This window comes from uncultured Tateyamaria sp., assembly GCF_947497045.1.
Taxonomy (GTDB): Bacteria; Pseudomonadota; Alphaproteobacteria; order Rhodobacterales; family Rhodobacteraceae; genus Tateyamaria.
This window is the reverse complement of sequence record NZ_CANMEU010000002.1, coordinates 336,851-357,742: the sequence shown is the minus strand read 5'-3', so window position 1 is coordinate 357,742 and position 20,892 is coordinate 336,851. Positions and strand designations below refer to the sequence as shown.

Annotated in this window: 23 protein-coding genes; 6 read left to right on the top strand and 17 right to left on the bottom strand. The window is 60.9% G+C overall.

Going from position 1 to position 20,892, the window contains the following annotated elements; translation table 11 throughout:
* Window positions 1-12 precede the first annotated feature (12 nt).
* The 4 genes from gluQRS to Q0859_RS05215 all read right to left on the bottom strand — a co-directional run bounded on the left by gluQRS (window position 13) and on the right by Q0859_RS05215 (window position 4,071).
* On the bottom strand, window positions 13-876 hold the full coding sequence (gene gluQRS / locus Q0859_RS05230; protein ID WP_299148292.1) for a tRNA glutamyl-Q(34) synthetase GluQRS: 864 nt from the start codon (window positions 874-876) through the stop codon (window positions 13-15).
* Window positions 873-1,478: a methyltransferase domain-containing protein gene (locus tag Q0859_RS05225; RefSeq protein WP_299148290.1), complete on the bottom strand. Its 606-nt coding sequence runs from the start codon at window positions 1,476-1,478 to the stop codon at window positions 873-875. The genes gluQRS and Q0859_RS05225 overlap by 4 nt, the downstream gene beginning before the upstream one ends.
* 104 nt (window positions 1,479-1,582) lie before the next feature.
* On the bottom strand, window positions 1,583-2,935 hold the full coding sequence (gene trmFO, locus Q0859_RS05220) for a methylenetetrahydrofolate--tRNA-(uracil(54)-C(5))-methyltransferase (FADH(2)-oxidizing) TrmFO (protein ID WP_299148288.1): 1,353 nt from the start codon (window positions 2,933-2,935) through the stop codon (window positions 1,583-1,585).
* A 287-nt stretch (window positions 2,936-3,222) separates the two neighbouring features.
* Window positions 3,223-4,071 carry an enoyl-CoA hydratase gene (locus Q0859_RS05215; protein WP_299148286.1) on the bottom strand — a complete coding sequence of 283 codons (849 nt, stop codon included), beginning with the start codon at window positions 4,069-4,071 and terminating at the stop codon, window positions 3,223-3,225.
* Here Q0859_RS05215 and Q0859_RS05210 point away from each other — a divergent pair.
* Window positions 4,066-4,503 carry a PaaI family thioesterase gene (locus Q0859_RS05210; RefSeq protein WP_299148285.1) on the top strand — a complete coding sequence of 146 codons (438 nt, stop codon included), beginning with the start codon at window positions 4,066-4,068 and terminating at the stop codon, window positions 4,501-4,503. The genes Q0859_RS05215 and Q0859_RS05210 overlap by 6 nt on opposite strands.
* A gap of 87 nt (window positions 4,504-4,590) precedes the next feature.
* Here Q0859_RS05210 and Q0859_RS05205 read toward each other — a convergent pair whose 3' ends face one another.
* Window positions 4,591-4,824, bottom strand: a complete 234-nt coding sequence (locus Q0859_RS05205; RefSeq protein WP_299148283.1) for a DUF1127 domain-containing protein — start codon at window positions 4,822-4,824, stop codon at window positions 4,591-4,593.
* 95 nt (window positions 4,825-4,919) lie between these two features.
* On the opposite strand from Q0859_RS05205, the gene Q0859_RS05200 reads away from it, so the two are divergent.
* Window positions 4,920-6,335 carry a PLP-dependent aminotransferase family protein gene (locus Q0859_RS05200; protein WP_299148281.1) on the top strand — a complete coding sequence of 472 codons (1,416 nt, stop codon included), beginning with the start codon at window positions 4,920-4,922 and terminating at the stop codon, window positions 6,333-6,335.
* Here Q0859_RS05200 and Q0859_RS05195 read toward each other — a convergent pair.
* Together Q0859_RS05195 and Q0859_RS05190 are read right to left on the bottom strand one after the other, a co-directional pair.
* Entirely contained in the window at window positions 6,332-7,378 is a 1,047-nt protein-coding gene (locus Q0859_RS05195; protein ID WP_299148280.1) for a hypothetical protein, read from the bottom strand. The two genes, Q0859_RS05200 and Q0859_RS05195, sit on opposite strands and share 4 nt — an antisense overlap.
* The gene (locus tag Q0859_RS05190) at window positions 7,375-7,698 is read right to left on the bottom strand and encodes a hypothetical protein (protein WP_299148278.1); all 324 of its coding nucleotides are present in this window, start codon (window positions 7,696-7,698) and stop codon (window positions 7,375-7,377) included. Before Q0859_RS05190 ends, Q0859_RS05195 begins: the two co-directional genes overlap by 4 nt.
* Window positions 7,699-7,920: 222 nt before the next feature.
* On the opposite strand from Q0859_RS05190, the gene rplM reads away from it, so the two are divergent.
* From rplM to Q0859_RS05175, 3 genes are all read left to right on the top strand, one after another.
* Window positions 7,921-8,382: a 50S ribosomal protein L13 gene (gene rplM, locus Q0859_RS05185; protein ID WP_299148276.1), complete on the top strand. Its 462-nt coding sequence runs from the start codon at window positions 7,921-7,923 to the stop codon at window positions 8,380-8,382.
* 2 nt (window positions 8,383-8,384) lie between these two features.
* Window positions 8,385-8,873: a 30S ribosomal protein S9 gene (rpsI, locus tag Q0859_RS05180; protein WP_299148274.1), complete on the top strand. Its 489-nt coding sequence runs from the start codon at window positions 8,385-8,387 to the stop codon at window positions 8,871-8,873.
* 121 nt (window positions 8,874-8,994) lie between these two features.
* On the top strand, window positions 8,995-9,621 hold the full coding sequence (locus Q0859_RS05175) for a YrbL family protein (RefSeq protein WP_299148272.1): 627 nt from the start codon (window positions 8,995-8,997) through the stop codon (window positions 9,619-9,621).
* A gap of 8 nt (window positions 9,622-9,629) precedes the next feature.
* Here the strand turns inward: Q0859_RS05175 and Q0859_RS05170 are convergent, their stop codons facing one another.
* From Q0859_RS05170 to guaA, 10 genes are all read right to left on the bottom strand, one after another.
* Window positions 9,630-10,247 carry a TetR/AcrR family transcriptional regulator gene (locus Q0859_RS05170; RefSeq protein WP_299148270.1) on the bottom strand — a complete coding sequence of 206 codons (618 nt, stop codon included), beginning with the start codon at window positions 10,245-10,247 and terminating at the stop codon, window positions 9,630-9,632.
* Window positions 10,240-11,109 (bottom strand): polyphosphate kinase 2, encoded by an 870-nt coding sequence (gene ppk2 / locus Q0859_RS05165; protein WP_299148269.1) that lies wholly within the window; start codon window positions 11,107-11,109, stop codon window positions 10,240-10,242. Before ppk2 ends, Q0859_RS05170 begins: the two co-directional genes overlap by 8 nt.
* A 51-nt stretch (window positions 11,110-11,160) precedes the next feature.
* Window positions 11,161-12,132 (bottom strand): alpha/beta hydrolase, encoded by a 972-nt coding sequence (locus Q0859_RS05160; protein ID WP_299148268.1) that lies wholly within the window; start codon window positions 12,130-12,132, stop codon window positions 11,161-11,163.
* Between the two features lie 4 nt (window positions 12,133-12,136).
* Complete coding sequence (gene metA / locus Q0859_RS05155) at window positions 12,137-13,084, bottom strand: homoserine O-succinyltransferase (RefSeq protein WP_299148266.1); 948 nt, start codon at window positions 13,082-13,084, stop codon at window positions 12,137-12,139.
* Window positions 13,085-13,156: 72 nt separating this feature from the next.
* Window positions 13,157-14,020 carry an ATPase gene (locus Q0859_RS05150; RefSeq protein ID WP_299148264.1) on the bottom strand — a complete coding sequence of 288 codons (864 nt, stop codon included), beginning with the start codon at window positions 14,018-14,020 and terminating at the stop codon, window positions 13,157-13,159.
* Between the two features lie 37 nt (window positions 14,021-14,057).
* Complete coding sequence (locus Q0859_RS05145; protein WP_299148926.1) at window positions 14,058-14,993, bottom strand: DMT family transporter; 936 nt, start codon at window positions 14,991-14,993, stop codon at window positions 14,058-14,060.
* Window positions 14,994-15,107: 114 nt separating this feature from the next.
* Window positions 15,108-16,286 carry a hypothetical protein gene (locus Q0859_RS05140; RefSeq protein WP_299148262.1) on the bottom strand — a complete coding sequence of 393 codons (1,179 nt, stop codon included), beginning with the start codon at window positions 16,284-16,286 and terminating at the stop codon, window positions 15,108-15,110.
* 147 nt (window positions 16,287-16,433) lie between these two features.
* Window positions 16,434-17,303: a DMT family transporter gene (locus tag Q0859_RS05135; protein ID WP_299148260.1), complete on the bottom strand. Its 870-nt coding sequence runs from the start codon at window positions 17,301-17,303 to the stop codon at window positions 16,434-16,436.
* Window positions 17,300-17,578, bottom strand: coding sequence for an antibiotic biosynthesis monooxygenase (locus tag Q0859_RS05130; protein WP_299148257.1), 279 nt, complete (start codon window positions 17,576-17,578; stop codon window positions 17,300-17,302). The genes Q0859_RS05135 and Q0859_RS05130 overlap by 4 nt, the downstream gene beginning before the upstream one ends.
* On the bottom strand, window positions 17,569-19,143 hold the full coding sequence (gene guaA / locus Q0859_RS05125) for a glutamine-hydrolyzing GMP synthase (RefSeq protein WP_299148255.1): 1,575 nt from the start codon (window positions 19,141-19,143) through the stop codon (window positions 17,569-17,571). The genes Q0859_RS05130 and guaA overlap by 10 nt, the downstream gene beginning before the upstream one ends.
* A gap of 190 nt (window positions 19,144-19,333) precedes the next feature.
* Here guaA and Q0859_RS05120 point away from each other — a divergent pair, with 190 nt between their 5' ends.
* Window positions 19,334-20,878 carry a trimethylamine methyltransferase family protein gene (locus tag Q0859_RS05120; protein ID WP_299148253.1) on the top strand — a complete coding sequence of 515 codons (1,545 nt, stop codon included), beginning with the start codon at window positions 19,334-19,336 and terminating at the stop codon, window positions 20,876-20,878.
* Window positions 20,879-20,892 lie beyond the last annotated feature (14 nt).

Genomic DNA, 20,892 nt, shown 5'->3' with positions numbered 1-20,892 from the left:
CCTGATTGGCCTTCACCCTGTCAGGTCTGAAGGAGACAACCCGATCATGGCGCGGATACCGTCGGGTGTTCTGCCCTCGGCGCGGTAGGTCGCAAGGCTGCGCGCATCATCGCGCTTGGCCAGTCGTTTGCCCGCCTCATCCCGGATCAATGCGTGGTGGTGATAGCGCGGCGTGGGCAACTCCAACAGCTGTTGCAAGATGACGTGGATCGCTGTGGCCGCGGCAAGATCGACGCCGCGCACCACATCCGTGATCTGTTGGGCTGCATCATCCACAACCACCGAAAGGTGATAGGACGTGCCCATGTCCCGGCGCGCCAAAACGATATCCCCGATGGTGCGCACGGGGTCGTCCGGGGCTATCTCGCCCGGTTTCAGCCCGGTTTCGACATAGGGTCTGAGTGTCATGGCAGACGTAGCCTCGCCCATATCGAGCCGCAGCGCGTGGTCCTGTGGACGGGGCCCGGTGCGGGGATGTTTGGTACGGCAGGTCCCAGGATAGATCAGCCCATCGGGGCCGTGCAACGGTGCCCCCTCCTGCGGCGCGCTGAGCGTTTCGGCAATATCGCGTCGATTGCAGTCACAGCGATAGAGCAACCCCGCCGCCCACAGGTGATCCAGCGCGTCGTGGTATGTCGCGAGTCGGTCTGATTGGCGCATCACTGGCATTGGCCAGGTCAGCCCCAGCCACCTCAGATCGTCGTAAATCTGCGCCTCCCAGGCGCGGCGGGCGCGGCTTTGATCAATGTCCTCAACCCGCAGCAGGAATTCACCACCGTGCCGTGCCGCCATCTGCTGCGCGAGCAAAGCGGAATAGGCGTGCCCCAAATGCAGTGGCCCGGTCGGAGACGGTGCAAAACGGGTTCGAAATGTCACGCTTTCTCAAGGATATAGACGGTGGAGTTGAGGTCGATTCCGGGCAGATGTGCGCCGGCCTCCTTGAACAGCAAACGGGCGGCACCGCAGTCGGTCCATTCCGACACGCCGGCCATGTTTGCCGGGTCTTCCAGAGCGTGATCGTTGAAGGAAAAGACCAGTTTGCCATCGTGTGGCAGGGCGCGCATCAATTGGTGCAGCACGCTGATCGGGGCTGCGCCTGCGCCGATGACGCCGATGGCGGCCATGGCTGTGTAGTCCGTGCGTGGCAGGTCTTGCCCGGCTTCGATCTGGTCCAGATGACGGTAAACACCTTTGTCGCGTGCACCGTTCAGCATTTCCTCGGACAGATCCACGCCGTCAATGGTGCTGAACCCGGCATGTTTGAGGGCAAGGCCGGAGAGCCCGGTGCCACATCCGAAATCGAGGACAGGGGCGGCCAGATCATCGACCCGCCGCGCCAGCGCATCCGCACAGCGCCCCGGTGTCGCATAGCCGTTTTCACAGACTTCCGCCTCATAGCTTGCGGCCCAGTCATCATAGAGCGTGCGGGTGGAGGCGGCATCGCGGGCCTTGTACGCTTTGTTCAGAAATTTTGTCATGGCGACAGTTTAGGCGGTGAGGCGTCCGGTGGCTAGGGTCAGCCTCAAAACCGGGACCTGGGGGCCAGCCCCCAGACCCCCGCGGTATTTTTGGTCAAAAGAAGTCAGGCCGCCTTGGCTTGGGGGGCGAGCCAGTCTTGCCAGTCGATTTTGGCGCGATCTGTATAGGCTTTGTAGCGGTCCTTGCGTCCTCTGCGCCCGCCTTTCAGGCCTTCGGCTGGCGGGAACAGTCCGAAATTGACGTTCATTGGCTGAAACGTCTTTGCATCCGCGCCGCCGGTGATGTGGGTGATCAATGCGCCCATGGCGGTTGTGTTGGGTGGGGTGGCAAGTGTGCCGCCCAGGATTTCGGTCGCGGCCATGCGCCCCGCCAGCAGACCCATTGCGGCGGATTCCACATAACCCTCTACGCCGGTGATCTGGCCGGCAAAGCGGATATTGGGGCGGGACTTGAGGCACATGTCCGCGCTCAGCAGCGTGGGGGCGTTCAGGAAGGTGTTGCGATGGATCCCGCCAAGGCGGGCAAAGCGCGCACTTTCGAGGCCCGGAATTTGTGTAAGAACATCAGTTTGCGCGCCGTACTTCATTTTGGTCTGGAACCCGACAATATTGTAGAGCGTGCCCAGTTTGTTGTCGCGGCGCAATTGGACAACGGCATAGGGTTTGATGTCGGGCGCGTGCGGATTGGTAAGACCAACAGGCTTCATCGGGCCAAAGCGCAAGGTCTCGCGGCCCCGTTCGGCCATCACTTCGATGGGCAGGCAGCCGTCAAAATACCCGGCCGTTTCGCCCTCGTGAAACTCGGTCTTGTCGGCGGCCAGCAGCGCGTCGATGAAGGCTTCGTATTGGTCACGATCCATTGGGCAGTTGAGGTAAGCGGTGCGCTCTTCCTCGGTTTCGCCCTTGTCATAGCGCGACTGCATCCACGCTTTGCTCATGTCGATGCTGTCATGGTAGATGATCGGGGCAATGGCGTCGAAAAACGCGAGTGCTTCGGTGCCCGTCTCGGCAGCGATGGCCTGACCCAGGGCAGAGGACGTCAGAGGCCCGGTCGCGATGATCCAGTGGCCGTCTTCGGGCAGGGTGGTGATTTCTTCATATTCAACGCGGATATTGGGATGCACCATCAACGCGTCTGTTACGGATTGGGCAAAGGGCTCGCGGTCCACCGCCAATGCACCACCCGCAGGCAGACGATGTTTGTCAGCTGTTTGCATGATCAACCCGTTGGCCGCCCGCATTTCCCAGTGCAGCAGGCCGACGGCATTTTGCTCACTGTCATCGGAGCGGAACGAATTTGAACACACCATTTCTCCAAGCAATCCGGTCTGGTGCGCAAAGGTGCCGACGGTGGGGCGCATTTCGTGGATCACCACGGAAATTCCCATATGCGCGGCCTGCCAGGCGGCTTCGGACCCGGCCATGCCGCCGCCAACGATATGCAATGTGTCTGTCATGGCGGGGATGTAGGGCATGGATCGCACACGCGCAACCGCGGGGTGGGTTCAGGTGCATGCTTATGTGGGGTGGTTTTGGGGTCGCCGCTGCGGGAATGGTCGATCAGTGAGAGGCTGATCTGGAGGGACCTTCCGCCGACGGCGACCCAAAAGTATGTCAGTTCCGATGAACTGTGTCCTATTTGTGCCGCATTTGTGCCCAAATTACTACGCTTGATTTGGAAATAATCCGGGCTTGATTTGGAAACAACCCTAAAGCGTGCGTAATTTCATTCAAATTCAATGGGTTATTGGTTCCATTCTGGCGTGCGCTTGGCGATGAAGGCGGCGATCCCTTCCTGCGTGTCGCCATCAGCAAGGTTTTTGACCATGACATCGCCCGTGTAGGCATAGGCATCTGCCGTGCTCATCTGGGCCTGAGCATAGAATGCCTCTTTGCCGATCTTGACGGCGCTGCCCAATTTGTCGGCGATTTTCCGGGCGAGGGTGGTTGTGGCGGTTTCCAGATCGTCGGGCGCAACAGCGTGGTTGATCAGGCCCAGCTCAGCTGCGCGCGCGGCCTCGACAAAGTCGCCGGTCGTAAGCATTTCAAACGCATGCTTGCGCGGGATGTTGCGTGACAGTGCGACCATCGGGGTTGAGCAGAACAGGCCGATATTGACCCCGTTGACCCCAAACCGGGTCCCATGGGCGGCGACGGCCAGGTCGCAGGTTGCAACCAACTGGCATCCGGCAGCAGTGGCGATGCCGTGGACCTGGGCGATCACGGGTTGGGGCAGGGACTGGATACGGGCCATCATCGCCGCACATCGATCAAACAGGTCCGCGAAATAGGCTGTGCCCCCATCCTCGGCCTGCCGCCCGGCTGTCATCTGTTTCAGGTCGTGGCCCGCGCAAAACGCCTTGCCCGCCCCCGACAGAACCACCGCGCGAATGCTGCGATCTTCGGCGATATCGTCCAGCGTGGTGTGCACCGCCGCTATCATCTCATCCGAGAGTGCGTTCAACCGCTCGGGCGCGTTCATGCGCAGATGCGCCACCGCACCGGTGACCTCACGTTCCAGAATTGCCATCTTGCCCTCCTCCCGGTTTCGGGCAAACCCTACGTCACGCCAGCAGTGAGGAAAAGTATGCAACCCGTGATGACCGCAACCGAGATGAACGCGTTTCTGCAAAAGGTGTTTCTGGAAGTGGCGGGCGAGTTCAATGTCGAAGAGGTGACGGAGACGGGCGTGACCTTGCGATTGTTGGTACAAGATCACCATTTGCGCCCCGGAGGGACAGTCTCGGGGCCTGCGATGTTCGGGCTGGCGGATGTGACCGCCTATATGGTGACGCTGGCCCAGATCGGGCCGCGCGCGCTGGCGGTCACCACGAACTGTTCGATTGATTTCATGCGCAAGCCCGCTGCGGGCGTGGATCTGATCGCGCAAGGTCGTCTGCTGAAACTTGGCAGGCAATTATCGGTGTCGGATGTGCTTATCTTTTCTCAAGGCATGGTCCAGCCCGTCGCGCGTGCCAGTCTGACCTATGCGATCCCGCCGCAAGGTGTCGACCTGCCTCAATAAAGTGCTCTTGGCATCTGTTAAATAATGAAAAGACGGCCGGGAGAAACCCGGCCGCAAGGAAGAGGTCTGGCGGGTGCCACGGGGATGTCACGCCCGCCAGAACACACGCTGTGCTTCGATTGAGGCGGCAGCGGGTGTCAGTCCCACATCGCGCAACTGCGCTGGCGTCAGCTGCGCCAAGGCCAGTCGTGACCGGCGGCGTGTGGCCCATTTCGACAGCACCACCGCACATTTGAGCGCGACAACCGAAGCCGCAGGAATGCGGGTTTGCGCCGTCAGATAGGTGAGGCTCGGATCGGCGTTCATCATGTGGTGTGTCATGGGAAATCTCCTGTAATTGTATTGACACAATATGGCAAGGCTGCCATAAATAAAGGTACAATAACGGCGCGTACTGAATCCACGGAAATATTGTAATGGATACAATTTGGCGACCTGACCTGCTTGAGACATCGGGGCCGAAATACAAGGCGGTGATGGAGGCCATTCGCGCCCGGATCGCCTCAAATCACTTGAAAAACGGTGAAAAGCTGCCTCCGGTGCGTGATCTGGCGTGGAAATTGGGCATAACACCGGGCACGGTGGCGCGCGCCTACACGCTGCTCACCGATGATGGCACGCTGCGCGCCGAGGTGGGGCGGGGCACGTTTGTGGCCACGCCTGATCCCAAAACGCCGCTGTGGACGGACATTCCGCTTGAGGTGGATTCGGCCACGCACAATTCGGAATACCAGCCCTATCAGGTCAATCTGTTCTCACCGCATTTACCGAGTGTGGGGCAGGCGACGCTCATCCGCGCCCTGTTGGGCGAGGTTGCCGCCGATCCGCCATCGGGGATGATGCACTACCCGACCCGCAGCGGGGCCGCGCCTGCGCGCGAGGCCGCAAAGGCGTGGTTGTCCTCCGCCCCTCTGGGATCTTTCAGCACGGATGACATCGTGTTGGCCCATGGGGGGCAAAACGCCATCATGTTGATCTTTCAGGCGCTTTTGCGGGGTCGCCGCCCTGCGGTGCTGGTCGAGGATCTGGCCTATCCCGGCTTTCGACGGGCCGCAGAGTTGCTGCGCGCGGATGTGATCCCGGTGGCCATGGACGAACACGGGGTGCTGCCCGACGCGCTTGAGGCGGCGATCAAGGCCCATGACGCGCAGGTTTTTTGTACATCGCCCGAGGTGCATAACCCGACCTGCGGCTTTACCCCGGAGGTGCGGCGTGCCGAGTTGGTCGAGGTGATCCGCCGCCATGACCTGAGCATTCTCGAGGACGACTGTTATCGCCTTGGGGCCGCGCAGGCCCCGAGTTACCGGATGCTTGCCCCCGAGCGCAGTTGGTACATTTCGTCGATCTCGAAATCGGTGACCCCGGCCTTGCGCCTTGGCATTGCGGTTGCGCCCAAAGGGCAGGCGGCGGTGTTGCGGCGCACGGCGGAGTATTCCTTTTTCGGGTTGGCCACGCCGATGACGGATCTGGCGGCAAAATTGCTGGTGCATCCCGAGCTTGCGCCGATGATGCAGCGCGCGCGCGATGAAATCGGGGCTTATGTTCACTGCGCGGTCAATGTGTTGGGCAGTTACGATCTGGAATGGCGCAGCGACGTGCCATTTTTGTGGCTGCGCCTGCCCGAAGGGTGGCGCGCGGGGGCCTTTGTGCAGGCGGCCGAGGCGCAGGGCGTGCGCATCCGCGCGGCCGAGGAATATGCCTGCCGCGATGCGCGCGCGCCCCATGCGGTGCGTTTTGCGGTCAACGCAGGCGTGGGCATCGAAAGCTACGAGCGTGCCTTGGTGCGCATGCGCGACCTGCTCGACAATCCGCCCGAATCCATCGGGGTCTAAAGCAGCCCCGCCGCCCCCCAGAACAACCCGAAGCCGACGGTGAGCGCCGACAGCGCCGCCGCATACCCCGCCAGTTTCCACGTTGAAAAGGGGCGCTCGCCAAAGGTGCGCCCTTGCATTCCGCACACGACCACCTTCTTGGCGTGCCCTTTGTAGGTATAGTGCAGGATCCAGACCGGCAGCAGGATACGCCGATAGTGGATGCCGGTTGTGGCCGTTTGATAGCCGATATTATGGACGCCGGATTTGTTGATATCGTCCTTGATGTGATTGCGGATCAGCAGGGCCTTGTCGCGCGCGTTCGCAGCCAGTCCTTCATGGACGGTCTGGTGGTGCTGTTCGGCGGCGAATCCGGCCAAATAGCCCGCACGGTAAGGGCGCAGCCGCGACGGGTAAAAGTCATGCAATATCCCGTCGCGGATCAGCGGCGTCACATGGGGCGAGGCAGGCACGAGCAGATCGTCAAAGCGGATGTTCATGCCGCCTTTGATCTTGTGGGTGCGTGTCTTCTTGTTGTGGCGCGTGGTGTACATCGCCCAATAAAGCACCGCTTCTTCGCTGTCGAAGGTCCAGAACGGAACATAGATGCCTGCCACGCGACCCTGCGCGACGATGTCCTTAAGATCATTGGGGGCGGCAAGCCGCTTCTTGACCCAGTCTTGCGCGAAAACCTGTGCATCGTGTTCGGGCACCCGAAATGGGATCAGCGCCATCGGGGCATAGCCAAGGTCCGCATGCTTGAGTACGACAGGCCCGTCGCAATAGGAACAGGCGGCGCTGAGCCCACGGGCAACAAAGGTGACAGTGCCGCCGCAGGTCTGGCAGGATTCCACGTAGCCGTTGAATGTGATCGGGGTCTCGGGCGGCGCAGTGTCGGGATCAAACGGGAACTCCATAGCCGCATTCGCGTCTTCGCCCGCATCAAACCTTTGCACGTTACCGCAACTGGAACAGACGAGCGCCTGCTGTGCCGGATCGTAAAGGCACTGCCCGGCGCAGGACGGGCATTGCAGTTCTGACTGAATGGCAACTGTATCGCTCATCCGTCAGACTCCATCAGCGCGACGGCAATCTCCAGCAAGATGCGCAGGCGCAACCACGAGCGATCAATGGCACCTTCAAGGTCTCCGCTGACGCCCCAATCACCAATGATGGTGGCGATGAACCAGGTGCTCATCAGCCAAAAGGCGATGATGGACCAGCCCCCGATGCTGCGGAACCACCCGGCAGAGCCTTGGCGCAACTCATGCTTGGCCTCGTAAACGGTGATCAGCTTGCGGACCGTTGGAATGCCCACGAGGGTGGCCACGGCGATCAAGGCCAGAGCGGCCAGCGCCGGAACAATCACGAGGTCGGATATCACGTCGAAAGGGGCCTTTGGGTTGTCAAAACCGTCATGGTCCCTTGTTGCAGATGTGGGGTGTGTTGCAAGGGTTGAAAATCGTCAAATATATGGGGTACTATAGTACCGTATTTGTAAGGCATTGATTATACGTAATTTTAACTGACTTCACGTCATTGACGCGCCTTGTCACCCCCCATATAACGCCCCAATCTGAAATTCGACCCTTTAGGGATGCGACACATGAAAACCTTTACCGCAACACCTGCGGACATCGACAAAAAGTGGATCATCATTGATGCCGAAGGTATCGTGCTGGGCCGCCTTGCCTCGATCGTCGCCATGCGCCTGCGTGGCAAGCACAAACCGTCCTTCACGCCTCACATGGATTGTGGTGACAATGTCATCATCATCAATGCCGAGAAAATCCAGCTGACCGGCAACAAGCGTCAGGAAAGCCACTACTGGCACACCGGCCATCCCGGCGGGATCAAATCGCGCACCAAAGAGCAGATGCTTGAGGGCAAGTACCCCGAGCGCGTCGTGACCCTGGCCGTCAAGCGGATGCTGCCCGGCAACCGCCTGAGCCGTCAGATCATGACCAACCTGCGCGTCTATGCCGGGGCGGATCACCCCCACGAGGCGCAAAGCCCCGAAGTTCTGGATGTTGCATCCATGAACGCCAAAAACACGCGGAGCGCATGAGCATGGCTGACGAAATCAACACACTCGAAGACCTGCAAGCCGTCGCAGGCGACGCCGCCCCCGAAGCGGTTGAGGTCATCCACCGTGAGCCCGTTCGCGACGAGCTGGGTCGCTCTTATGCCACAGGCAAGCGCAAGGACGCGGTCGCCCGTGTCTGGATCAAGCCCGGTTCGGGCAAGGTCACCGTCAATGGCAAGGAAATGAACACCTATTTTGCACGCCCCGTGCTGCAAATGATCCTCGCCCAGCCCTTCACGGTTGCAGGCGTGGAAGGTCAGTTCGACGTGGTTGCCACGGTCAAAGGTGGCGGGCTCTCTGGTCAGGCCGGTGCGGTCAAGCACGGCGTGTCCAAAGCGTTGCAGCTTTATGACCCCTCATTGCGTGGCGCACTGAAAGCCGCAGGCTTCCTGACCCGCGACAGCCGCGTTGTGGAACGTAAGAAATACGGTAAGGCCAAAGCGCGTAAGAGCTTCCAGTTCTCCAAGCGCTAAACCCTTCGATATCACGATCAAAAGCCCGCTTTTCAGTGGGCTTTTTTTCTGGCCGTTGCCTGTTGCGGCCCTTAATTTTGCCCTTGAGGGGCAGGGCGGGCAAGAACACCGGGATGGGGCCATGGACGCGACCGATATCATTGATCTGGATCAGGCAGAGCTGATCGCCCAAGGCGAGAACAGGTTGGTGTATCAGCATCCCGGTCAAGATAACGTGCTGATCAAACTGCCAAAATCAACCAGCAAGGACTTGCGCAAGCTGAAAACCCGCTGGATCAACCGACCCGCTTTGATCCGCTTTGGCAGTCTGCGCACCATGCAACGCGAACAGGACGAATATGTCGCGCTGTTGTGGCGCAACGGTGCGTTGCCCTCGTTCCTGCCGCGTCTGATGGGGTATTGCGAAACCAGCCGAGGACCTGGTGCGTTGGTTGAAAAGATCGTGGATGTGGACGGTGCGCTGGCCCCCACGGTCAAGGCGTTTTGCCAGGGTGGTCACGCCACGACGGCCTTTGCCGACAAACTGGCGGCATTTTTCGATGACATGGCCGATCAGGGCTGCATCGCCAGTGGGATCCACTGGGGCAACATTGTCGTCATTGATGGCGGCGCGCGGTTTTATCTGGTCGATGGACTGGGCGAGATCGTGTTGATCAAGACCCAGTGGCTGTCAGAGCGGCTGCGCCGCCGCAATCTGGAAAAGCAGAAACAGGCGATGCTGGTGCAGGTCCGCAAACGTCTCCCCTAGGTCGGGGGTCAGTCGTCGGGCCGGATCAGCCCCAAGCCCCGCAAATAAATCCCGATGCCCGACTCCAGCAGGTCTTCGGGCGGAAAGGGCGAGGCGCGGCCCGGTGAATTGCGCGCAAACAGCTCGACCACACCGTGGCTCATCGCCCAGATATGGGCCGAAAACATGGAGGCCGGGGGGCGTTTGTCTGCGGGGATGTGCTGGCTCAGATCACCGGCGGCCTTTTCCAGCACCCCATTGGCCCGCGCGGCCACATCCGCCAGTTCGGGGGTGCGGTTGACCGAAATGCCCGCCTCGAACATCGCGATATAGTGGCCGGGAAAGCGACGGGCGAAGGCGAGATAGGCGCGCCCCGTTGCCTCGAACGCAGCCAGCGCCGAGGGCTGACCGGATTGATAGGCATGCTCCATGAGGTCGGCAAAGATACCATAACCCTGCCGCGCGCACTCGGCGATCAGATCCGCGCGTCCTTCGTAGTGGCGATAGACGGCTGCCGGGGTCACGCCGGCCTTCTTGGCGGCCTCGGACAGGGTAAACCCGGTTGGTCCTTTCTCCTCGATCAGAACGAGGGCGGCATCAATCAGGGCTTGCCGCAGATTGCCGTGGTGGTAGCCGCGTTTAGGCATCCCAAATGTCCGGGGCACCGCAAATGCCTTTGTCAACCTTTCCAATGGCTTGGGAGTCTTTATTCGTGTAATCAAGCCCATGCAGAACGGTGCGGATCGCTGCGAGGCGGGCCCGTTTCTTGTCGTCTGAACGCACGATGGTCCAGGGCGCGGTTTCGGTGTGGGTCAAATCCAGCGTTTCGCGGATGGCTGCCGAATAGGCATCCCATTTCTTGAGACCCTCGACATCGATCCAGCTGAGCTTCCACTGCTTGAGCCGATCCCGTTCGCGCGCGCGGATGCGGCGCAGCTGCTCGGCGCGGCCCACGTTCAGCCAGAACTTGAACAGGTGGATGCCGTCCTCGACCATCATCTGCTCAACCGGGTTTACCTGCTTGAAGAACTGCGCGCGCTGTTCGGACGTGCAAAAGCCAAAGACCCGTTCGACCACGCCCCGATTGTACCAGCTGCGATCAAAAAAGCTGATCTGCCCACCTGCGGGTAACTGTTTGATATAGCGTTGGAAATACCACTGGCTCGCTTCGGTTTCGGTCGGTTTGGACAAGGCAACGACACGCGCACCACGCGGGTTGAGGTTCTCGCGGAACCGCTTGATCGTGCCGCCTTTGCCCGCCGCATCGCGCCCCTCAAACACGCAGGCTACCCGCGCACCGCTGGCCGAGGCCCACGCCTGCATCTTGACCAGCTCGATCTGCAATGTCTCCATTTCGGCCTCATAGGCCTTGCGCTTCATGCGCCGAGGATGGGGGTAGGAGGGGGCGAGGATATCATCCTCGTCCGCGTCCTTGATCGCCGCGCGAATGTCGTCCGGCGCGCCATTTTCGTAAAAATCGGAGATCGCCCCGTCAAAGGGAAGGGTCATGGCATGGTCCAAGTTACTGCTCTTAACATGCAATATGGGGGAGGGCGGCGGTTAACGCAAACCCGCACGCGCAGCGACCCGGTCGATGGCCTCGATCACGGCCTCGGGGTGGGTGTGCTGGGGCATGTGGCCAGCCCCTTCAAGGACGGTAACATTGGCACCCTTAATCTGGGCGGGCAGCTTGGCGGAGTGTACCTCAAGCGGCACGATGGTGTCCGCGTCGCCGTGCACCACCTCGACAGGGATGTCGATCCCACCATATTCTGATGACATCTCAACCACATAAGGGCGCAGCCAATTCACCTGCCGCGCATTGGCCCGCATCGAATGGCGCCGCAGGATCAGGGTGGGGCCGACATGGTCCACATAGCCCTCGGGCGCGCTGTGCGGCGTAAAGATATTGGCCACGGTGGCATCCACGTAAGCCTGTGGGACAAAGGCTGACAGGACCGGCACCACCAGGGCGCTGCCCCATGCCGAACCGTTGACCGTATATGTCCACCCCAGATCGCCGGGCCATGGGTTTGCGACCCCGGCCACGGATACGACCCCCGCCAGATCATCAAATTCGAGCGCCCATGCCAGCGCCACGATCCCGCCAAACGAGTGGCCAAGCACGATCGGGTTTTCGACTCCAAGCTGGTCGGTTGCCGCCTTGAGCAGTCGCGCCTGATCGCGCGGGTTGGCATGAGCGGTGGACCATGCGCGCTTGTGTTCGGGTTCGATCTGGTCAGTCCAGCCCAGACCGGGACGATCCAGGATGGTGATGCGATAGCGGTCCTGCAACCCTTGGGCAAAGCCAAGCGTGAAGTCGCGTGTGTTGCCCGACGCCCCATGGATCAGCACCAGATCCGGGCCCGTTCCCATCTGTTCGGCATGTACGGTGACCCCGTTTACATCCAGAAGCTGGCCTGCGGGGGGATAGGCGGCAGCCGCGTCGCGGTCGCGCTTGAACGCGAAGAACTGCACCAGACCGACGCACAGGACGACAACCGCCAAAAGCAGCCAGAACGCTGTTTTCATGTGCTTATCCTCGCAAATCCGTGCGATCCTGTCCGATCCGTTCCATCTCGTATGGAGTGGTTAGATAGATCTCGGACAGCCAGTTGCCATAAAGTAGATGCGCATGGCTGCGCCAGCGGTTCGCGGGGGCCTGCGCGGGGTCGTTTTCGGGGAAATAGCCCACCGGCAGCGCGATATCCGCGCCTTCGACCTGTACCGAGTCCAGATCGCGGTCATATTCCTGTTTCAGCGTGTCGCTGTCATATTCAAAGTGGTTCAGGATATAGAGCGCGCGGTGCGCCGGATCTTCGATCAGGCAGGGCCCGGTTACGTCGGAACCCAACAGGATCGGCAGGCCTGCGGCTTCGACCTCGGGGCGGCGCACTTCGGTCCAACGGCTGACGGGGATCACGCAATCATCCGAGAATCCGCGCAAATAGGGTGAGGCGGGTGCCAGGTTGGCATGCCGATAGGTCCCGAACAGCTTTGAGCCAAGCAGGTGTTTGGGCACCTTGTGGAAGTGGTGCAGCATCGCCATCCCACCCCAGCACACCCCAAAGGTCGAGTGCACGTTGGTCTGGGTCCAGTCCATGATCTGTTCCAACTCGCCCCAGTAATCCACATCCTCAAAGTCGAGATGTTCGATGGGTGCGCCGGTGATGATCAGCCCGTCAAATTTCTGGTCGCGGATGTCCGAGAAGGGTTTGTAGAAACTCTCCATATGTTCGGCGGCGGTATGTTTGCTTTCGCGGTCGGACATGCGGATCAGCGTCAACTCGATTTGCAGCGGGGTTGCCCCGATCAGGCGCGCAAACTGGGTTTCGGTCTGGATCTTCTTGGGCATCAGGTTGAGCAGCCCGATCTTGAGGGGTCGGATGTCCTGATGGGCCGCCAGCTCTTCGTCCATCACCATCACGCCCTCGTTCGTCAGAACGTCATAGGCGGGCAGGGTGGAGGGGAGCTTTATGGGCATGAGTGTGGTCCTGATGGCGCACGGGGAGAGGTGCATATTTATGGAACAATGAAGCGAAAGGTGCAGATAGCCCTAGGGCGCACGCCGCTCAAGGGCATCCGCGACCAGATCGACAAAATCCGCTTCACCTTTGAGCGAGGCGACCTCGTCCGCGGTCACGGTCACGCCCCACCGCGACATCGCCTCATAGCGGGGCTGGCGGTGGGCAAGTGCGCGTGCGTAGGTCCAGCGTACAAAGGCGTCCGGGTCCACCCTGTCCTCGCCGAGGCCCGTTTCAGCCAGATAGCTGTCCCAGCACTGGAGCAGAAAGGCGGGCTGATAGGCCATGGGTTTGGGAGCCTTGTCAAAGCGCGCGATCAGGGCGGCGGTGTGTGCCGTGTCCCCTTTGATCCAGATCGGGAGGCAGGCCGTGCTGAGGGCTTGCATAAGAGGGTCAGTGTCATCGTCCGGGTCTATCCATTCGCAGATCGACCCGCCCGTGTCGCAGATAAAGTGCGGATAACCATAAAGGTCATGTGCCCGGTCCGCGAAATAGGCGGTGTCGTTCAGTGCTGCGATTTCGGAGGTGCGGAATTGCTCTTGCCGCCGCTGGTATTCATCGATGGGCAGCCCGCCTTTGTCCGCATCCCCAGGTTTGCCCAGATAGGTGGACACTGGGCTGAGATTGTCAAAGGTGATGTTGGACCCGATATAGATGCTGTCGCTGAGCAGAAGCGCGCGCAGGAACGGCACCTTCATCGCTTCGGCCTTGGCGTTGTCGGCGATCAGCTCGCCCATGTAGCGCGTGCCGATCCGGTAATCGATCGAATAGTGAAACCAGTTGCCCGATGCGCGCACGGTTGTCGACATATGCGTCTTGCCAAGCCCGGACATCCCATAGACCAGCACCCGTTTTTGCGCAGCGGCGCGCCAATGGTCGGCATCGCGGTAAAGCATGTGCGTGGTTCCTGTCCCCGTGGTCGTGCGCGCTGTCCTAGCCGGGGGGACGGGGGCGGTCAACGGCTCTGCCCCGGATCAGGGTCCAGATGCGCCCATCAAGGATCATCAGCCCGAGCGCCAGCAGGGCAAAGCCTGCAAAGGCGTTGGCGCTGAGCGTCTCGCCCCGCACCACCGCGCCGAGCGTGATGGCGACGGGTGCGATCAGCAATGTGACCAGCATCAGGTTGCCTGATCCGGCCATGGCCAGCACGCGATAATACAGCAGATATGCACCTGCCGTTGCGATCAGGGCATAGTATCCAATGGCCAGCATCGTGTCGGTTTGCAGCGCGAGGGTGATCGGTCCGTCAATGATCCACGCCATCGGCAGGGTGATCAGGGTCGACCCGCTCAGCATGCCCGCCGCCGCAACCTGTGGCGCAAGCCCGCCCAGCATCCTGCGCGCCCAGACCCCGGCCAGCGCGTAACTGATCGTACCTGCGATGATCGCCAGTTGCGCCAGACTGCGCAGATCGAAACTGCGGAAGTTTTCCAACCCGATGGCGGTGGCGACCCCGAAAAAGCCCAAAGCGACGCCGATCCCCTTGCGCGGGGTGATCCGCTCATCCGCAAAGAAGAGGGCCGCCGCGATCACTCCGAAGATCGCTGTCGCAGCGTTCAGGATCGAGGTCAGCCCGGTTTCGATGTGCAATTGCCCCCATGCCATCAACCCGAAGGGAATGACGTTGTTGAGCAGCCCCATGCCCAGAAACCCGACCCAGATCTGCGGATTGCGCGGGATTGGTAGCCGCATCGCAATCACCACGGCCCACAGCACCAGCATCGCCCACCCGGTGCGGTGCGCCACGGAGGTGAGCGGGGCCACTTCGTCCAGCGCAATGCGGATCGACAGGAATGAACCACCCCAGATCAGGGCCAGCAGCAGCATCTCGGCCCACGCCCGGCCCGTCATGGTTTTCTGGAGTGTCATGGGGGCCATCAATGGCAGAGCGGCAGGCAGGTCACCACCCGAATCCTGCGCAAAGAAAAACCCCGCCCAGATCTGGACGGGGTCGATGCTGTGCAATCTGCGAGTGGGCGCAGATCAGAAGTTAAAGCCGACGCGGAAACCAATAGCGATGGCGTCGTTGTCGTCAAAGTCTGCAATGCCGCTGGCCGAGTTCACCAACTGATCACCGGGTTCGATATAGCTGATGCCGCCGGAGATTGTGGCAAGGTCACCTACATAGCGTGCGCCGATTGCGATGCCGCGCGACCCCGTTGTGGGGGCCAGTGCGGTTGTCGAAGGTGTCACGCCGTCGCTTTCATAGCTGATGGAGACCGAGGCCGACCAACGCTCCGAGAACTGGCGCCCGACACCGATGTTGTATGTTGTGGTGTTGTCGGCGAAGTTGACGAAGTTGATACCGTCCACGTCTGCGGTAAACGGGGTGCCGGCCACGGCTGCGGTCGTCGCAGGTGTTGTCAGGTTGAACCCGTCATATCTGGCGTGCCGGATTGACCCGAACAGCAGGGTGCCTTCGGCGATCCCTGTCTGGAATTCGAGGTTGATGCTTTCGGGGAAGGAGACCCCGAATTGAACCTCTTTCTGATCCAGGATCGCGGTGCGGGCGACATCGGTAAAGAAGGTTTGCGTGCCGTCGAACTCGGCCTCGATGGCTTCATTATAGGACAACGCGATCCGCAATGCGATCTCGGGAATTTCGTAGGCGACACCGACCACGGCACCAAAGTCGTAGTCGCTGTCCGCTTCAAGCGAGATTGGCAGCGATGTTGCCGCACCAAGCGGGCCGAGGAACGCATTGCCGTTGAACGGGTTGGCTGCAAACGTGTCGATGAACCCGTCAAGCTTGAGGGCGCGTGCGCCCAGGATACCCGACCAGTTGTCGTTGAACTTGTAGCGCCCGATCAGCGAGATCTGGTCCGAATTGACGCCCGCACCACCACCCAGAAACGGCGAACTCTCCTCATAGCGGATGTCCGCGCCATAAGGTTCTTCAAGGATCAGGGCGACGCTGATCTTGTCTGTCAGGTCGGTTTTGAACGCAAGCCCGGGTGTGTTGTACCCTGTCAGCGGGTCGGAAATGCCGTCAGCTCGTGCGTTCGGTTCGATGCGGCCAAAGCTGAATTGAACATATGAGCCGGTCTCCCCCCCCTTTTCAAACAGGGGCCCCAGAAACTGGGATGAGCGGTCGATGCCGCCAGCCTGTGCCGTGAACGCAGAGGCCGTGAGTGCGGCGGCTGCGAGTACGCGAGTTTTCATTTTTAGTCCTCCCAAAAATGCGCATTCGTGTTCCCCCACAATGCGCGTTGGGGTGGAACTAGCATTTTTCAACCCCTGTCGGTCAATAATGACCCTAGGGCACAACGGAGCGTCGTGACGAAGCGTCATTTATTTGTGACTTTCGGGTCACAGCCTGTTTTTTGGGCGCGTTTCGACCCAGATATTAAGGTAATTGCCCCCGAAAATGATCAACGCGCCGACAAAGACCCAGATATCAACCACTTCGCCGTAGACCAGCATTCCGATCACCGCGATGGTCGGCAACCGGATGAAATCAATGGGCACCACGACCGTTGCGGGCGCGATCGACAGCGCATTTGTCAGGCAGTAATGCGCCAGCAGTCCTGCGCACCCGATCAGTACGACCCAAGGCCCGGTTTGACCGTCCGGCAGCGCAATATCCCCATCATAGCCCGCCATCAGGACCCCCATCACCAACTGCATCGCGGTCAGCCAGAACAGGATTGACCCGATCCCCTCGTGACGCGTCAGTTTTTTGGTGAGCATGATCGTGAGCGCAAAGAAGATCGCAGAGGAGGCAGCGGTGATCACGCCCGCATTGAGTCCTGCCATGTCGGGGCGCGCCACGATCAGAATGCCGATGAACCCAAGCGCGGCGGCAAGGGCGCGCACCGGGGTAAGTCTCTCACCCAGGATCAGCGGGCTTAGAACGATCACCCAGATCGGGGAGGTAAACTCAAGAGCGAACACCTGGGCCAGCGGTATGACGGTCACCGCATAGAACCACAGGTTCTGGCCCGTGAAATGCGCCAGATTGCGCAGCAGGTGCGTGCCGATCCGCTGTGTCTGAACCGTGGGCCAGTTGCTTCTGGCGCTCAGCAGCACACACACGATCACAACCCCGACCACACTGCGGTACATCAGAATCTCGAACGTATCGAGGTGGTGGGACACTTCGCGCCCCGCCACCGCCATGACCGAAAAGGATGCAATTGATCCCGACATCCACAGGGCGGCCTTCAGCACCGGGTTCATGGCAGGCCCGTGATCTTGTAGTCGCGCGTGATGCCCTTGGTCTGGATCGCCCAATCCGAGGCCGCGGCGCGGGTGGCATGGGCGTTGAAGGCTTCGGGCGTCGTGAACTCTTCGGCCACATCCCAGATCAGCGGGTCCCCGGTTGGGGTGACATCAAAGGACACGCAGCCCGCCTCGGCCCGTGTCAGGCGGATATGTTCGGGCAGTGCTGCGCGCACGTGGGCGGCCTCGTCCGCGTCTGCACAGCGCAACGTGCCGGTCAGGATCACTCCCATTCAATGGTGCCCGGAGGTTTCGAGGTGATGTCATAGGTGACCCGGTTGATCCCCGGCACCTCGTTGATGATCCGTGTGGCCGTTTCGCCAAGAAACTCGTGCGTGAAAGGGTAATAGTCTGCCGTCATCCCATCGACGGATGTGACCGCGCGCAAGGCGCAGGCATAATCATAGGTCCGCCCGTCGCCCATCACGCCCACGGTGCGCACAGGCAGGATCGCAACAAAGGCCTGCCAGATCTCGTCATAAAGCCCGTGCTTGCGAATCTGGTCGATATAGACGGCGTCGGCTTCGCGCAGGATTTCCAGCTTGGGCCGCGTGATCTCACCAGGACACCGGATCGCAAGGCCGGGGCCGGGGAAGGGGTGACGCCCGATAAAGCTGGCGGGCAGGCCGAGCTCACGGCCCAGAGCCCGCACCTCGTCCTTGAACAATTCGCGCAGCGGTTCGACCAGTTTGAGACCCATCTTTTCTGGCAAGCCACCCACATTGTGGTGGGATTTGATCGTGACCGAGGGACCGCCGCTGAACGAGACCGATTCGATCACGTCCGGATAAAGCGTGCCCTGTGCGAGGAACTCTGCCCCCTCGACCTGATCCGCGTATTTCTGGAACACGTCGATGAACAGCCGCCCGATAATCTTGCGCTTGGTTTCAGGATCGGACTGGCCGTCGAGTTCGCCCAGAAACAGGTCCGCCTCGTCCGCATGGATCAGCGGGATGTTGTAATTGTCGCGGAACATGGCCACGACCTCGTCCGCCTCGTTCTTGCGCAGCAGACCGTGATCGACAAAGACGCAGGTCAGTTGATCGCCGATGGCCTCGTGGATCAGCACGGCGGCCACAGACGAATCGACCCCACCCGAGAGGCCACAGATCACCCGTTTGTCGCCCACCTGATCGCGGATCGCCTGGATCGCCTGTTCGCGGTATGCGCCCATCGTCCAGTCGCCGGTAAACCCCGCCAGCTTCACGAAGTTCTCATAGAGTTTCGCGCCCATTGGGGTGTGGTGCACTTCGGGATGGAACTGCACCGCATAGAAGTGGCGGCTGGTGTCGGCAGTGATCGCATAGGGCGCGTTGGGTGAGGTGCCAAAGACTTCAAAACCCGGCGCAAGTTTGCTGACGTGATCCCCGTGGCTCATCCAGACCTGCTCGCGACCGTCGGCAAACCAGCCCTCGACCAGATCAAGCGGGCTTGCAGGTGTGACAAAGGCGCGCCCGAATTCGGCTGTGCCGCCACCGCCCGAGATTTTGCCGCCCGTCACAGTGCCGCCAAGCTGCTGCATCATCACCTGTTGCCCATAACAGATGCCAAGGACGGGCACGCCCATGGTGAAAAGGGCTTCGGGCGCACGGGGGCTGCCATCGCGGGTGACGCTGTCGGGGCCTCCCGACAGGATCACCGCACGCGGTGCCATATCGTGCAGGAACGCATCTGTGACGTTCTGATAGGGATGAATTTCGCAATAGACATTCAACTCGCGCAGGCGGCGCGCGATCAACTGCGTCACCTGGCTGCCGAAGTCGATGATGAGGAGGCGGTCATGGGTCTGATCTGTCATGTGTGTGCAATAGGCGGGCACCCTGCTGGTGGCAAGGTCAGCTGCGGGCCAGCGGCCTTGCCTGCCGTGATTTTTTTGGGAACAGGGATGGGAAGTGTCGCTTTTTTCCCGGTTGCGGCGCTATCTGCGCGCGGCGCGCATCCCGATAGGGTAATCAGCACTCCACCAGTTGGGTTGAAGGGGATCAGCGATGACCGAGGCGGCAACACGCAGACGAGGGCGCGGGGGCGGAGGTGCGGCCCGCCGGGCAGAGCGCACGGCGGTGTCCTTTGAGACGGCCAAATACATCGAGCGGAACATCCCCAATTTCGAAGTGCTGACCGAAGAGGCGCTCGACATCATCGAAACCAACGCCGAGACGATCCTCCAAGAGGTTGGCGTGAACTTTCCCGACAATCCGGCGGCCTTGAAGCGCTGGGCGGATGCGGGGGCCGATATCGATGGCGAGCGGGTGCGTATTCCCAAGGGGCTGGCGCGCAAACTCTGTGCGACGGCCCCTGCGTCCTATACCCAACATGCCCGCAACCCCGAGCGTTCGGTCGTGGTGGGGGGCAACAACCTTGTGCTGGCCCCTGTTTATGGGCCGCCGTTCGTGCGTGATGCCACCGGAGGGCGCCGCTATGCCACGATGGAGGATTTCCGCAACTTCGTGAAGCTGGGCTACATGTCCAAGTGGCTGCACCATTCGGGCGGGACCGTCTGTGAGCCGACGGATGTGGCGGTGAACAAGCGCCACCTCGATATGCTGCACGCCCATATGACACTGTCGGACAAGCCGTTCATGGGATCGGTGACCGAGCCAAGCCGGGCGCGCGATTCGGTCGAGATGGCTGAGATTCTGTTTGGTAAGGACTTTGTCGCCGACAACACGGTGATGACGTCCCTGATCAACATCAACTCACCCATGACCTTTGATGATGTGATGATGGGCGCGCTTGAGGTCTATGCCCAGGCCAACCAAGCCTGCATCATCTCGCCCTTCATTGTGGGCGGGGCCATGGCCCCTGTGTCTGTTGCGGGCACGTTGACTCAGGTCTTTGCCGAAGTGCTGGCAGGCATTGCCTATTCCCAACTGTGCCGCGCCGGGGCACCGGTTGTGATGGGGGCCTTTGTGACCTCGATCGACATGAACTCGGGTGCGCCCACCTTCGGCACGCCAGAGGCGGCGCACATCACATATGGGGCAGGGCAGTTGGCGCGACGCATGGGCCTGCCATATCGGTCGGCCGGGTCATTTTGCGGCTCGAAACTGCCGGACGCGCAGGCGGCTTACGAGACGTCCAATTCGCTCAACATGGGGCTGCTCGCGGGTGTGAACTTCATGCTGCACTCCTGCGGATGGCTTGAGGGCGGGCTGGTCAGTTCCTACGAGAAATTCGTGATGGATGCGGATCAGCTTGGTGCGTTGCATCATCTGGCGGCGGGGGTGTCGATGGATGCCAATGCCCAGGCGATGGATGCGATTCGAGAAGTTGGCCCCGGCGGGCATTATCTTGGCTGCGCGCACACGCAGGAAAACTTCAAATCGGCGTTCTGGAAGTCCGATCTGCTGGACTACAAACCGTTTGAGACATGGGAAGACGAAGGTGCGCGCGATACCGCGCAACTGGCCTCCCTGCGGGTTCAGAAGATGCTGGGCGACTACCAGCAACCCGCGCTTGATCCAGCGATCCGCGAGGCCCTGGATACCTATGTCGCCGAGAAAAAGGCCGCAGAGCCCGACAGCTTTATGTAGTCGGGCCTGCCGGA